Annotated in this window: 11 protein-coding genes; 4 read left to right on the top strand and 7 right to left on the bottom strand. The window is 74.9% G+C overall.

Features of this window, described 5'->3' with window-relative positions; genetic code table 11:
* Positions 1-2: 2 nt before the first annotated feature.
* The 4 genes from IF73_RS0113395 to rsmH are packed head-to-tail and all read right to left on the bottom strand — an operon-like array spanning position 3 to position 5,231.
* Complete coding sequence (locus IF73_RS0113395; RefSeq protein WP_031007109.1) at positions 3-1,697, bottom strand: UDP-N-acetylmuramoyl-L-alanyl-D-glutamate--2,6-diaminopimelate ligase; 1,695 nt, start codon at positions 1,695-1,697, stop codon at positions 3-5.
* An 18-nt stretch (positions 1,698-1,715) separates the two neighbouring features.
* Complete coding sequence (locus IF73_RS0113390) at positions 1,716-3,749, bottom strand: peptidoglycan D,D-transpeptidase FtsI family protein (RefSeq protein WP_031007108.1); 2,034 nt, start codon at positions 3,747-3,749, stop codon at positions 1,716-1,718.
* A gap of 7 nt (positions 3,750-3,756) precedes the next feature.
* On the bottom strand, positions 3,757-4,278 hold the full coding sequence (locus IF73_RS0113385; RefSeq protein WP_420706553.1) for an FtsB family cell division protein: 522 nt from the start codon (positions 4,276-4,278) through the stop codon (positions 3,757-3,759).
* Positions 4,275-5,231 carry a 16S rRNA (cytosine(1402)-N(4))-methyltransferase RsmH gene (rsmH, locus tag IF73_RS0113380; RefSeq protein ID WP_078868046.1) on the bottom strand — a complete coding sequence of 319 codons (957 nt, stop codon included), beginning with the start codon at positions 5,229-5,231 and terminating at the stop codon, positions 4,275-4,277. Before rsmH ends, IF73_RS0113385 begins: the two co-directional genes overlap by 4 nt.
* Before the next feature lie 319 nt (positions 5,232-5,550).
* On the opposite strand from rsmH, the gene IF73_RS0113375 reads away from it, so the two are divergent.
* The 4 genes from IF73_RS0113375 (at position 5,551) to IF73_RS0113360 (ending at position 11,043) form a co-directional block, all read left to right on the top strand.
* On the top strand, positions 5,551-6,144 hold the full coding sequence (locus IF73_RS0113375; RefSeq protein ID WP_051716736.1) for a beta-class carbonic anhydrase: 594 nt from the start codon (positions 5,551-5,553) through the stop codon (positions 6,142-6,144).
* A gap of 146 nt (positions 6,145-6,290) precedes the next feature.
* Positions 6,291-7,307, top strand: coding sequence for an AAA family ATPase (locus IF73_RS0113370; RefSeq protein ID WP_031007104.1), 1,017 nt, complete (start codon positions 6,291-6,293; stop codon positions 7,305-7,307).
* Positions 7,307-8,686, top strand: a complete 1,380-nt coding sequence (locus IF73_RS0113365) for a DUF58 domain-containing protein (protein ID WP_031007102.1) — start codon at positions 7,307-7,309, stop codon at positions 8,684-8,686. The genes IF73_RS0113370 and IF73_RS0113365 overlap by 1 nt, the downstream gene beginning before the upstream one ends.
* Positions 8,683-11,043, top strand: a complete 2,361-nt coding sequence (locus IF73_RS0113360; RefSeq protein WP_031007099.1) for a transglutaminase TgpA family protein — start codon at positions 8,683-8,685, stop codon at positions 11,041-11,043. The genes IF73_RS0113365 and IF73_RS0113360 overlap by 4 nt, the downstream gene beginning before the upstream one ends.
* Before the next feature lie 433 nt (positions 11,044-11,476).
* Here the strand turns inward: IF73_RS0113360 and IF73_RS0113355 are convergent, their stop codons facing one another.
* The 3 genes from IF73_RS0113355 to IF73_RS0113345 form a co-directional block, all read right to left on the bottom strand.
* On the bottom strand, positions 11,477-11,869 hold the full coding sequence (locus IF73_RS0113355; protein WP_031007097.1) for a DUF3040 domain-containing protein: 393 nt from the start codon (positions 11,867-11,869) through the stop codon (positions 11,477-11,479).
* Between the two features lie 273 nt (positions 11,870-12,142).
* Positions 12,143-12,931, bottom strand: a complete 789-nt coding sequence (locus IF73_RS0113350; RefSeq protein ID WP_031007095.1) for a class I SAM-dependent methyltransferase — start codon at positions 12,929-12,931, stop codon at positions 12,143-12,145.
* Positions 12,932-12,997: 66 nt separating this feature from the next.
* On the bottom strand, positions 12,998-13,471 hold the full coding sequence (locus IF73_RS0113345) for an SAV_6107 family HEPN domain-containing protein (RefSeq protein ID WP_051716734.1): 474 nt from the start codon (positions 13,469-13,471) through the stop codon (positions 12,998-13,000).
* Between the last annotated feature and the right edge of the window lie 94 nt (positions 13,472-13,565).

Raw genomic sequence — 13,565 nt, 5'->3', positions numbered from 1 at the left:
CTTCATCCCTGACTGTTCTGGTGACGGTGTTCGGTCGCCGCGGCGGCCGGTGCCCCGGTCGCCGCCTCGATCGCTTCGCGGAGGACCCGGCGGTCGTCGAAGGGACGGACCTGCCCGGCGATCTCCTGGCCCTGCTCGTGGCCCTTGCCGGCGACCAGGACGGTGTCGCCCGGCCGGGCGCGGGCGACGGCGGCGGCGACGGCGGCGGCCCGGTCGGGTTCGACCAGGACGTCTCCGCGCTCCGCCGCGGGCACCTCGGCGGCGCCCGCGAGCATCGCGGTGAGGATCGCGAGCGGGTCCTCGGAGCGGGGGTTGTCGGAGGTGAGGACGGCGGTGTCGGCGAGCCGGGCCGCGGCGGCGCCCATCGGGCCGCGCTTGGTGGTGTCCCGGTCGCCGCCGCAGCCGATGACCACGTGCAGCCGGCCCTCGGTGACCTCGCGCAGCGAGCGCAGGACCGATTCGACGGCGTCGGTCTTGTGGGCGTAGTCGACGACGGCGAGGTACGGCTGGCCGGCGTCGACGCGCTCCAGGCGGCCGGGGACGCCGGGGACGGCCGCGACGCCGTCGGCGGCGGTCCGCGGGTCGAGCCCGGCGGTCGCGAGGGTCGCGATGGCGGCGAGGGTGTTGGCGACGTTGAAGGGACCGGGCAGCGGGGCGGTGGCGGGGATCCGCACGCCCTCGGGGCCGACGGCCGTGAAGGTGGAGTCGGCGGCGCCCAGGACGACGTCCTCGGCCCGCCAGTCGGCGTCGGCACGGCCCTCGGCGGAGAAGGTGACGACCGGGACGGTCGCCTCCTCGGCGAGCCGGCGGCCGTACTCGTCGTCGGCGTTCACGACGCCGGTGCGGCTGCGCTCCGGGGTGAAGAGGGTCGCCTTGGCCCGGAAGTAGTCCTCCATGTCGGAGTGGAACTCCATGTGCTCCGGGCTGAGGTTGTTGAAGACGGCGACGTCGAAGACGCAGCCGTCGACCCGGCCGAGCACCAGGGCGTGGCTGGAGACCTCCATGGCGACGGCCTCGACGCCCCGCTCGCGCATGACGGCGAAGAGGGCCTGGAGGTCGGTGGCCTCCGGGGTGGTGCGCTCCGACTTGATGCGCTCGTCGCCGATCCGCATCTCGACGGTGCCGACGAGGCCGGTGTGCTTCCCGGCGCCGCGCAGGCCGCCCTCGACGAGGTAGGCGGTGGTGGTCTTGCCGGAGGTGCCGGTGATGCCGATCTGGAGGAGGCCCTCGCCGGGGCGGCCGTAGATCTCGGCGGCGAGTTCGCCCATCCGGCCGCGCGGGTCCTCGACGACGAGGACGGGCAGGCCGGTGGCGGCGGCGCGGTCGGCTCCGGCCGGGTCGGTGAGGACCGCGGCGGCGCCGAGGCCGGCGGCCTGGGCGGCGAAGTCGGCGCCGTGCAGGCGGGCGCCGGCGAGGGCCGCGTACACGTCCCCGGGGCGTACCGCCCGGGAGTCGTGGGTGATGCCCGAGACCTGGACGCCCTGTGCGGCGTCGGGGAGCTCGGTGCCCAGCCGTGCCGCGAGCTCGCCCAGGGGTGTCGGGCGGGCCCGCTCCGGGCGGGGCGGGGCGGTTCGGGACTGATCAGCGTGTGGCACGGCGGTGAGCGTACCGGGCGCACCCTGCGGGGGACCAAACGAGCCGGGGGCGTCGCCGGAGTTCGATTTCCGGTTCCCGGAGTGGGGGGTGATCGTCGTCACTGGTGGTGCTCCCGGGGGTCACGGGGTGGGTTCGAAGGTGACCGGCAGGCGGGGGGGTGCGCTGCCGGTGGGTGCCACGTGGAGGGTCTTGAGCGCGAACTCCATGACCTTCTTGTAGATGGGGCCGCAGATCTGGCCGCCGAAGTAGCTGCCCTTGGTGGGGTTCTGGATGGCGCAGTAGACGGTGACGCGGGGCTGGTCGGCGGGGGCGAAGCCGGCGAAGGAGGCGGTGTAGCCCTTGTAGCGGCCGAGTTCGGGGTCGACGCGGTTGGCGGTGCCGGTCTTGCCGGCGACGCGGTAGCCGGGGATGGCGGCCCGGGTGCCGGTGCCCTCCCGGTCGTCGACGACGGATTCCAGCATCTGTGCGAGGGTCTTGGCGGTCTGTTCGCTGACGACGCGGTGCTCGGCGGGCTTCTCGGCGGGGGTGAAGCGCCCGTCGGGGCCCTTGGTGCCGCGGACCAGGGTGGGTTCGATCCGTACGCCTCCGTTGGCGACGGTCGAGAAGACGGAGGCGGCCTGGAGGGCGTTGACGGAGAGGCCCTGGCCGAAGGGGATCGTGTACTGCTGGGAGGTGGACCAGTCCTCGGGCTTGGCGAGGATGCCGGGGGTCTCGCCGGGGAAGCCGAGGCCGGTGGGGCTGCCGATGCCGAAGCGGCGGAGGTAGCCGTCGAGGATCCGGTTGGACTCGGCCTGGTCCTTGCCGAGCTGGCCGGTGGCGAGGATGGTGCCGATGTTGCTGGACTTGGCGAGGACGCCGTTGAGCGTCAGGTACCAGGTCTTGTGGTCGATGTCGTCCTTGAAGAGCCGGTCGCCGCGGTGGAGCCGGTTGGGAACGGTGACGTGGGTGTCGGCGGTGGCCTTGCCCTCCTCCAGGACGGCGGCCATGGACATGACCTTGCTGGTGGAGCCGGGTTCGTAGGCGTCCTGGAGGGCGGCGTTGCCCATGGCGGCGGAGTTGGCGGCGGAGAGGTCGTTGGGGTCGAAGCCGGGGGCGTTGGCCATGGCCAGGACCTCGCCGGTGCGGGTGTCCTGGACGATGACGTAGCCGCGGTCGGCCCTGGACTTGCGGACCTGTTCGCTGATGGCCTGCTGGGCGGCCCACTGGATGTCCCGGTCGATGGTGAGCTCGATGTCGGAGCCGGGGACGGCGGGGGTGCCCTGGGAGCCGGCGGTGGGGACCTGCCGGCCGCCGGAGGCGGTGAAGCGGATCTTGCCGTCGCGGCCGGCGAGTTCGGTGTCGAGCATGGACTCGATCCCGCCGGCGCCGCGGCCCTCGGCGTTGACGTATCCCAGTATCCCGGCGCCGAGTTCGCCGTTCGGGTAGACCCGCTTGGTGCTGGGCTCGCTGAGGACGCCGCCGAGGAGGTTGACCCCGGTGCCGCCGGGCTCCCCGGCCTTCTCCGCGTAGACCTTCTTGAGGTCCTTGATCTGGTTCCAGACCTGCGGGGTCTGCTTGCGGGCGAGCAGGGTGTAGCGGGACTTGGGGGTACGGAGCTTCTTGGCGAGCTCCGCCGGCTCCTTGCCCAGGATCGGGGCGAGGAGGGCGGCGGCCTGCTCGGGCGCGTCGCGGAGCCGGGACTCCTCGGGGGTGAAGAGCTTGGGGTCGGCGGTGATGTCGTAGGCGTCGACGCTGGTGGCGAGGGCGATGCCGTTGCGGTCGGTGATCTCGCCGCGTTCGGCGGAGAGCGTGTACTCCTGGAAGCGGTACTTGTCGGCCTTGGCCGCGTACGCGCTGGCGTCGACGGCCTGGACCTGGAGCAGCCGCACCACGAAGACGAGCATGACGAGGGTGAGGCCGACGGAGATCAGCCGCAGCCGGGGCCGGGGGCTGCCGAGCTTGATGGTGCGCGGCCTGCGGGCCTGCGGCCGGGGCGCGGGGCGGCGGGCGGGCGGGCGCGCGGCGGGGCGGGACGCGGGCCTGGGCGGGCGGGCGGCCGCTCCGGATCCCGCGCGGGCGCCGGCCGCCGGGCCCGCTCCGGATCCCGCGGGGCGCGGGCGGGAGGGCCGGGCGGGGCCGGGGACACGGCGGCGCGGGGGCTCCTTGGAGGGCACTGCTCGGTCACCTGCCGGAGGTCGTGGGGGCGGTCGGGGTGGTTCCGGTGACGGTCGGCTTCGGGGTGGCGCTCGCGCCCGGCGCGGCCTGCCGCGGACCGGTGGCGGCGGGGTCGGGCGTACGGGCCGGGGCGCGGGACGGCGTGCGGGAGGGCTTCGGGGAGGCGGCGACGGTGGGCTCGCCGAGCACCTTGCCGTCGGGGCCGAGGAAGGCCGGGCTGCCGCCGGGGACCATGCCGAGCTCGCGGGCGCGGCGCTCCAGGGCGTCGGGCGCGGCGTTGGCGTCGACGTCGCGCTGGAGGGCCTGTTCCTCGTCGGTGAGCTCGGTGGTGCGGTCCTTGAGCTCGCGCAGCTTGAAGGAGCCCTGGTTGAGGGCGGAGTTCAGCAGCAGCAGGGTGATGAGGCCGCCGCCGAGGAGGAGGACGACGAGCAGGACGAAGGGGGTGCGGGCGGCCGAGCTGGGTCCGGACGGCATCAGCCGTCCGAGCCGCGCGGCCCGGCCTTTGAGCGGCCCCCTCGCCGCGCTCACAGCACGTCCTCCCGGATGCGCTCGACGCCCCGGAGCCGGGCGGGGGCGGCCCTGCGGTTCTCGGCCACCTCCTCCTCGGTGGGGAGTTCGGCGCCGCGGGTGAGGAGCTTGAGGCGGGGCTGGTACTTCTCGGGGACGACCGGCAGGCCGGGTGGGGCGGTGGTGGCCGCCCCGGCCGCGAAGACCTGCTTGACCAGCCGGTCCTCCAGGGAGTGGTACGAGAGGACGGCGACGCGGCCGCCGACGGCGAGCGCCTTCACGGCGGCCGGGATGGCTCGCTCCAGGACGCTCAGCTCGCCGTTGACCTCGATGCGCAGGGCCTGGAAGGTGCGCTTGGCGGGGTTGCCGCCGGTGCGCTTGGCGGCCTGCGGGAGGGCGTCGCGGATGAGCTCGACGAGCCGGGCGCTGTTGGTGAAGGGTTCCTTCTCGCGCTCGCGGACGATGGCGGAGACGATCCGCTTGGCCTGCTTCTCCTCGCCGTAGGCGCGCAGGATGCGGACGAGTTCGCCGGCCGGGTAGGTGTTGAGGACCTCGGCGGCGCTCATGCCGGTCGTCTGGTCCATGCGCATGTCGAGCGGGGCGTCCTGGGCGTAGGCGAAGCCGCGGTCGGCCTCGTCCAGCTGCATGGAGGAGACGCCGAGGTCGAAGAGGACGCCGTCGACCTTGTCGATGCCGAGCCGGTCGAGGACCTCGGGCAGCTCGTCGTAGACCGCGTGGACGAGGGTGGCGCGGTCCCCGTAGGGGGCGAGCCGCTCGCCGGAGAGGCGCAGGGCCTCCTTGTCGCGGTCGAGGGCGACGAGCCGGGCCTCGGGGAAGGTGCGGAGCAGGGCCTCGCTGTGTCCGCCGAGGCCCAGGGTGCAGTCGACGACGACCGCGCCGGGGTGCTGGAGGGCCGGGGCCAACATGTCCAGGCACCGCTGGAGCATCACCGGGACGTGTCGGTCGTTGCTCAACGCACCCTCTCAGAACGGGCACGGCGAGCGGGTAAGGGGGCGAGCCGTGGGTGCCGCCGCGCACACGGGGGAGAAACCGCTGCAAATCGCTCGATTGTCTCCAGGAACTCCGCGTCACTCTAGTCCACGGACGGGGCCGGTCAATCAACCGGCTGGCGCGTCGCGCGGCGCCGGGGGCAGGGGCGGGGATTCCGGGCGGCTCACCCGGTCGGCGGCGCCCGGCGGCCGCTGTGGGTTAGCTCACATGCGGGCCCATTGGCGCTCTTTGTCCTCTTCTCACAACGGGCCCGGCGGAGTGGTGCCCACTACCGTCGGAGCCATGACGACCTCCGCACACCCCTCCCCCGGCTCGCCCGGCGCGCGGCCCGCCGGCGGCTCGGTCACCGAGCGGCTCGTCGAGGCGAACGCGCGGTACGCCGCCGACTTCACCGACCCGGGCATGGACGCCCGGCCGGTGCTCCACGTCGCCGTCGTGGCCTGCATGGACGCCCGGCTCGACCTGCACGCCGCGCTGGGGCTCGAACTCGGCGACTGCCACACCATCCGCAACGCGGGCGGCGTGGTCACCGACGACGTGATCCGCTCCCTCACCATCAGCCAGCGGGCGCTCGGCACCCGCGCCGTGATGCTGGTGCACCACACCGGCTGCGGTCTGGAGTCGCTCACCGAGGACTTCCGGCACGAGCTGGAGGACGAGGTGGGGCAGCGGCCGGCCTGGGCGGTCGAGGCGTTCCGGGACGTGGACCAGGACGTCCGGCAGTCGATGCAGCGGGTCCGGACCTCCCCGTTCCTGCCGCACACCGACGACGTGCGGGGCTTCGTCTTCGACGTCACGACGGGGCTGCTGCGCGAGATCGACCCTGTGGAGAATGGTTCCGGCACCGGCCCGAGCACACCTTCCGCCGCCGCGTAAGACGACAAACCCCGGCATTTCCTCCGCAGTTGTCCACAGGCGAGTGACAGGGCCCGGCAAACCCAACAAGAATGCTCGGGTGACACCCCCCGTACATCCCAGCGGGGGCAGGTGTCCGTGTTCCTGCAAGGCCGAGGAGGGCCGGGGTGACGACCTATGACGACCGAGCGAGCCTCACAGACTTGACCACCACCGCGGAGCGCGTCCGCGGCTCGGTGGAGAGCGTGATCGAGGGCAAGCCCGAGGTCGTACGTCTCGCGCTGACCGTGCTGCTCGCGGAGGGGCACCTCCTCATCGAGGACGTGCCCGGCGTCGGCAAGACCATGCTCGCCAAGACGCTCGCGCGGTCGATCGACTGCTCGGTGCGCCGCATCCAGTTCACGCCCGACCTGCTGCCGTCGGACGTCACCGGTGTGTCGATCTTCGACCAGCAGCGGCGGGAGTTCGAGTTCAAGCCGGGCGCGATCTTCGCCCAGATCGTCATCGGCGACGAGATCAACCGGGCCTCGCCCAAGACCCAGTCCGCGCTCCTGGAGTCCATGGAGGAGCGCCAGGTCACCATCGACGGCCACACCTACGAGCTGCCCAGCCCGTTCATGGTCGTGGCCACCCAGAACCCGGTCGAGATGGAGGGCACCTACCCGCTGCCCGAGGCCCAGCGCGACCGCTTCATGGCCCGCGTCTCCATCGGCTACCCGAGCGCCGAGGCCGAGTTCCAGATGCTCGACGTGCACGGGGCGGTCAACCCGCTGGACGACCTCCAGCCGGTCGCCCACGCCCACGAGATCCTCAAGCTGATCGAGGCGGTCCGCGCGGTGCACGTCGCCGACGCCGTCCGGCGGTACGCGGTCGACGTCGTCGCCGCCACCCGCAACCACCCCGACCTGCGGCTCGGCGCCTCCCCGCGCGCCACGCTCCACCTGCTGCGGGCCGCCAGGGCCTCCGCCGCCCTCGCCGGCCGCGAGTACGTGCTGCCGGACGACGTCCAGGCGCTGGCCGTGCCGGTGCTCGCGCACCGGCTGCTGCCCACCGCGCAGGCCCAGCTCAACCGGCGGAACGCCGAGCAGGTCGTCCTCGACATCCTCCAGCGGACCCCCGTCCCGTCCTCGGCCCCGCCCGCCGGCCCGACCTACGGCCGGCAGACCGGCGGCCGGCAGCTGTGATGGCGACCCCCGCCGCGTCCCGGGGGCAGCGTGCCGACGACCGCGACGGCCCCCGGGCCGAGGACGGCCGGGGCGGCCTGCGGGCCGCCCTCGGCGGTCTCACCACCCGCGGCCGGTCCTTCCTGGCCGCCGGGGCGGCCGCCGCCGTCTGCGCCTACGTGCTCGGCCAGGCCGACCTGCTCCGGGTCGGCCTGCTGCTCGCCAGCCTGCCGCTGATCTGCGCCCTCGTCCTGCACCGCACCCGCTACCGGGTCGCCACCTCCCGCCTGCTCACCCCGCAGCGGGTGGAGGCGGGCACCGAGGCCCGCGTCCAGCTCCGCATGGAGAACGTCTCCAAGCTCCCCACCGGGCTGCTGATGCTCCAGGACCACGTGCCGTACATGCTCGGCCCCCGGCCCCGCTTCGTCCTCGACCGGGTCGAGGCCGGCGGCCGGCGTGAGGTCTCCTACCGGGTCCGTTCCGACCTGCGCGGCCGCTTCCCGCTCGGGCCGCTCCAGCTCCGGCTGAGCGACCCCTTCGGGATGTGCGAGCTCACCCGCTCCTTCAGCGCGTACGACACCCTGACCGTCGTCCCGCGGACCACGGCCCTGCCGCCGGTCCGTCTCGGCGGCGAGGCGTCCGGGTACGGGGACGGGCAGCAGCGCACCCTGGCCCTCGCCGGCGACGACGACGTCATCCCGCGCGCCTACCGGCACGGCGACGACCTGCGCCGGGTCCACTGGCGCTCCACCGCCCGGTACGGCGAGCTGATGGTCCGCCGCGAGGAGCAGCCGCAGCGCTCCCACTGCACCGTCCTGCTCGACACCCGCCGGGCCGGCTACCAGGGCTCCGGCCCCGACTCGGCCTTCGAGTGGGCCGTCTCCGGCGCCGCCTCCGTCCTCACCCACATGCTGGAGCGCGGCTACGCGGTCCGGCTGCTCACCGACACCGGCAGCGCGGTCCCCGGCGAGGGCTCCGACGGCTACGCCGGCGCGTCCTCCGTCGACTCCACGGAGACGGCCGGGCTGATGATGGACACCCTGGCGATCGTCGACCACTCGGACGGCGCCGGGCTCTCCCGCGCCTCCGACGTGCTGCGCGCCGGGAGCGACGGACTGCTCGTCGCCTTCCTCGGCGACCTCGACGAGGAGCAGGCCGCGCTGGCCGCCCGGATGCGCGGGCGGGCCGGCGCGGCCGTCGCCTTCGTCCTGGAATCCGGCACCTGGCTCACCGGCGGTGCCGTGGCCGGGGCCGTCGAGCACCGGGTCCGGCAGCTGCGCGAGGCCGGCTGGACCGTCGTCTCCGTGCCGCCCGGCGCCCGTATGCCCGATCTCTGGCAGCAGGCCGCCGGAGCGCTGCGGGAGACCGCCGCCGCAGACAGCTACGGAGGATGGGCATGAGCGGGCGCACCCGCCTGACACTGGCCGCCTGGGCGGCCTCCCTGATGGCCGCCGGCGCGCTGCTGCCGCTGGTCAAGCCGGCCACCTGGATCTTCACCGCCGCCTTCCTGCTGGCGCTGCAGAGCGGCACCGGCATGCTGTGCCGGCGGGTGCCGCTGGCCCGGCCGCTGACGGTCGCCGCCCAGCTGCTGGTCGGCGTGGTCGCGCTGACCGTGGTCTTCGCCCGGGAGCAGGCGTTCCTCGGCTTCCTGCCCGGGCCGCTCGCGGTCCAGCGGGTGGCCGAGCTGTTCCGCCTCGGCGCCGAGGACGTCTCCACGTACGCGATCCCCGCCCCGGACACCGAGGGCATCCGGCTGATGCTGGTCGCCGGCGTGCTGGCGATCGGGCTGCTCGTGGACGTCCTGGCGGTCACCTTCCGCCGCGCCGCCCCGGCCGGTCTGCCGCTGCTCGCGCTGTACTCGGTGGCCGCCGGGCTCTCCGGCGGCGGCGCCGGCCGGCTCTGGTTCCTGCTCGCCGCCACCGGCTACCTCCTGCTGCTCCTCGCCGAGGGCCGCGACCGGCTCTCCGCCTGGGGCCGGGTCTTCGGCGGCAGCCAGCGCTCCGGCCGGTCCGGGTCGCTGGTGGGCAGCGGCTCGTCCTTCGCGCCGGTGCGCACCGGCCGGCGGATCGGCGCGGTCGCCATGGGCACCGCCCTGGTGGTGCCGCTCGTCCTGCCGGGCTTCTCCGGCGGGCTGCTGGGCAACGGCGGCGGCGGGCCGGGCCAGGGCACCGGGGGCGGCGGCACCATCGCGGCCGTGAACCCGCTGGTCTCCCTCCAGGACAACCTGCGGCAGCCGGAGGACTTCGAGGTCCTCCGCTACCGGACCAACGCCCTGGACAACAGCAGTCTGTACCTGCGGCTGGTCGCCCTCGACCAGTTCGACGGCACCTCGTGGAAGTCCTCGGTCCGCCCGATCGAGGCGGTGCCGAAGTCGCTGCCGTGGCCCGACGGTCTCGCGCAGTCCGTCCGCACCTCCGAGGTGACCAGCAACTTCGTCGCCTCCGAGGGGTACGACCAGAAGTGGCTGCCGATGCCCTTCCCGGCCGCCCGGGTGGACATCGAGGGCCGCTGGCGGTTCGAGCCGGCCGGCCGGATGCTCGTCGGCGACGACAAGCAGTCCACCAAGGGCGTCCGCTACCAGGTGACCAGCCTCGACGTGCAGCCGACCGGGGAGCAGCTCGCCCAGGCCGGCCCCGCGCCCGAGCGGCTGCGCGAGGAGTACACCAAGGTGCCCGGCAGCCTCCCCGACGACGTGAAGTCGACGGCGCTGGAGGTCACCAAGGGCGCGCGGAACGACTACGAGCGGGCGGTCCGGCTCCAGGACTGGTTCGCCGAGGACGGCGGCTTCCGCTACGACGTCGACGTGACGTCCGGGACGGGCACGGAGGCGATCTCCCGCTTCCTGAAGGACAAGGAGGGGTTCTGCATCCACTTCTCCTTCTCGATGGCGGCGATGGCCCGCACGCTGGGCATCCCGGCGCGGGTCGCGGTCGGCTTCATGCCCGGCACCAACCAGTCCGACGGTTCGGTCTCGGTCGGCATCCGGGACGCCCACGCCTGGCCCGAGCTGTACTTCGAGGGCGCCGGCTGGACCCGGTTCGAGCCGACGCCGTCCCGTGGCTTCACCCCGTCGTACACCCGGCAGGCGACCCCCACCGCGGGGCCGACCGGTCCCGCGCAGCCCTCGCAGTCGGCCTCGGCGCAGCCCTCGGCGGCGCCGAGCGCCTCGGAGAGCTGCCCGCCGGAGATGCGCCGCCTCGGCGAGTGCGGCCAGGACCCGGCGGCGGCCGCCGACTCGTCCTCCGGCGGTGGTACGGACGTGCTGAAGGTGGCCGGATGGTCGCTGGCCGCGCTGCTCGTCCTGGCGCTTCCGCTCGTCCCGCTGCTGTGGCGGACCCGGGCGCGGGCCCGCCGGCTCGCCCCGGCGGCCGGGCCGCTGGCGGTGTGGCGGGAGATCGGCGACACGGCCTGGGACTACGGGGTCGAGCCGGACGAGGCGCAGACGCCGCGGAGAACGGCGGAGCGGATCGTCCGGGTGGGTGAGCTGCACGGCGCGGCCGCGGAAGCGGTGCACCGGGTGGCGGGGGCGGTGGAGGAGGCCCTCTACGCGCCGTCGCCGCGGCCGGTGGCGGGGCTGGGGCGGGAGGCCGAGCGGGTGCGGGCCGGATTCCACGCGGGTGCCTCGCGCGGCGTCCGTCTCCGTGCCCTCCTCGCCCCGCGCTCGGCGGTCCGCCTCCGCTGGGCCGCCTCGGCCCGCTGGACCACCCTGAAGTCCCGAGCCGCCACCCTCCGCCCCGCCCTGAAGACCCCCCGCTGACGGGCCCCCGGGGCCCGGGGGCACGGGCCCCCGGGGCCCGGGCTTCGGGGCGGCGCCTTCGGGCCCTCCGTGCCGACCGGCCCGGCTCCCGGGGCGGCGGCGCCGACCGGCCCTCCCCGCGCGGCGGTGCCCACCCTCACGCCGGGCGGCGCGGGGGCCGGCTTCGGGGCGGGCCCTCCGTGTGGGCAGGCGTTCCGCAGGGCGGAACGCCTGCACACAAACGAAACGGCGCAGCCGCCCTCGACTGGGCGCCGGGCGCGAGGGTGGCACCGGCCCAGGGGCACGAGGGACCGCAACGAAACGGCGGCGCCCCGGCCGGCGGAACGGGGCCCACGACGGAGCGGCGGCCGCCCGTGGCGGGGATATGGCGGCGCCCCGCCGGGGGCCGGCGGGGCGGGGTCGCTTGGGTGCGGGGTCTCCGCTCAGGGGGGCGTCAGTGGCCGCCGCCCTGCTGCTCGTCGCGGCGTCGCTGCCACCGCGCCTCGATCCGGTCCATCATCGAGCGTCGCGCCCGGACCTGATGGCCCCGGGCCTGCTGCGCCCGCTCGCCCGGCTTGGGCGCCTTGCGCCAGCCGGTGACCGCCAGGACCGCGCAGCCCAGCATGACGAGGAATCCCACCACGCTGATCCAGATCTGCTGTGCGACCATTCCGGCCATGAGGAGCGCGATACCCACCAGAAAGCCGGCGACTGCCTGGTAGACCCGTCGCCGGGTGTACGTGCGCAGCCCGCTTCCCTCGAGCGCTGTCGCGAACTTGGGGTCTTCGGCGTACAGCGCTCGCTCCATCTGCTCGAGCATTCGCTGCTCGTGCTCCGAGAGCGGCACGGAGTCCTCCTAGTCGTCGGTCGCGGGGGCGACCGGTTGCGGCCCTTTCAGGATAGGCAGGGAATCGCCCCCGTGAAACCCGCCCTCAATGCCGATCAGCCCATCCGGGCCGCCACGCGGTTCGGTTGGTGAGGCGTTGATTCCCCAGCCGCCCGTCCGTCATGCCGGATGGTTTCCCTCGATCATACGGCGCGAAGCCGCATATGGGGCGGCCTGTGGCAGAGCCGGGCCCGCACCTCCGAACGGGTGGCGCGGCCCCGGAGTTCCGCCGGGTCAGGCGGGCTTCTCGGCGAGCACGTGGAGCTGGGTGGCGACGGCGTGGAAGGCGGCCAGTTCGGCGGCGGCCGCCTCCAGCTTCAGCAGGGCCTCGGCGGCGCCGGGCTCGGTGTCGACGAGGACGCCGGGCACCAGGTCGGCGAAGATCCGTACGCCGTGGACGGCGCTCACGGAGAGGCCGGCCTCCTCGGCCAGTCCGGTGAGCTGCTCGGCGGTGAAGCGCCGGGGCACGGGGTCGCCGGCGCCCCAGCGGCCGTCGGGGTCGCCGAGCGCGGTCCGGGCCTCGGTGAAGTGTCCGGCGAGGGCGCGGGCGAGGACCGCGCCGCCGAGTCCGGCGCCGAGCAGGCTGAGCGCGCCGCCGGGGCGGAGCGCGGCCACCGTGTTCCGTACGCCCTCGGCCGGGTCGTCCACGTACTCCAGGACGCCGTGGCAGAGCACCGCGTCGTAGGCGCCGCGCTCGACCACGTCGAAGAGGCCGCGGACGTCGCCCTGGACGCCGGTCACCAGGTCGGCGACGCCGGCCTCGGCGGCGCGCCGCTCCAGGGCGAAGAGCGCGTTGGGGCTGGGGTCGACGACGGTGACGCGGTGGCCGAGGCGGGCCACCGGCACCGCGAAGTTGCCGGAGCCGCCGCCGGTGTCGAGGACGTCCAGGGCGGCGTTCCCGGTGGTCCCGACCCGGCGGTCGAGGGCGTCTTTGAGGACGTCCCAGACGACGGCGGTTCGCAGGGAGGCGCGCGACGGGCGCGACGACGCCTCGCGGCCGAAGGCGGGGGAAGGGTCCGGCACGGCTCTTGACTCCTCGGTGACGGGTACGGACGTCCCCACCCTATGGCCTTCGTGGCGCCGTGCGGATCAACCGGCGGCCCCGTCCGCCGGGGGCTGTCGGGGCAGTACCGGCTGGAGCACGAGCAGCCGCTCGACCAGGCGCAGGAAGTGGGCGGCGTCCCTGACCAGGTCGTCGGCCTCGCGCGGGGTGGCCGCGGCGGCGACCCCGGCCTCGGCGAGGGCACGGCGCGGGGCTCCGGAGGCGAAGAGGGCGCTCCATTCGGTGAGCTCGGGGGCGAGCTGCGGCAGCAGCTCCCAGGCGCTCCTTATGGCCTGGCGCCTGCGGGTGCGGGGGACGGGGCGGGCGCGGGCGGCGAGGACGGCGGCCGCGGCGCGCAGGGCGGCGAGGTGCGCGGTGGCGTACCGCTCGTGGGGCCGGTCGAGGGCGGCGGCCTCGTCGAGCCCGGCCCGGGCCTTGGCGAGCAGGTCGAGGGCGGCGGGCGGGGCGGCGGTCCGGCGGGACACGGGGTGGACGTCGGCTGCTGCGAAAGGACTGGCCATGACGAGCCTCCTGTCGTCGGGTGACGGCCTTGTCGCCGTCTGTGTCCATCGTGCAACCCCCCACTGACAATCGCCCTGACCTGGGGTTTTGCCA

Origin of the sequence: Streptomyces sp. NRRL F-5727 (assembly GCF_000719555.1) — a bacterium.
Lineage (GTDB): Bacteria > Actinomycetota > Actinomycetes > Streptomycetales > Streptomycetaceae > Streptomyces.
Note: the sequence above shows the minus strand (reverse complement) of the source record. Positions and strands in the feature narration are given on the sequence as shown.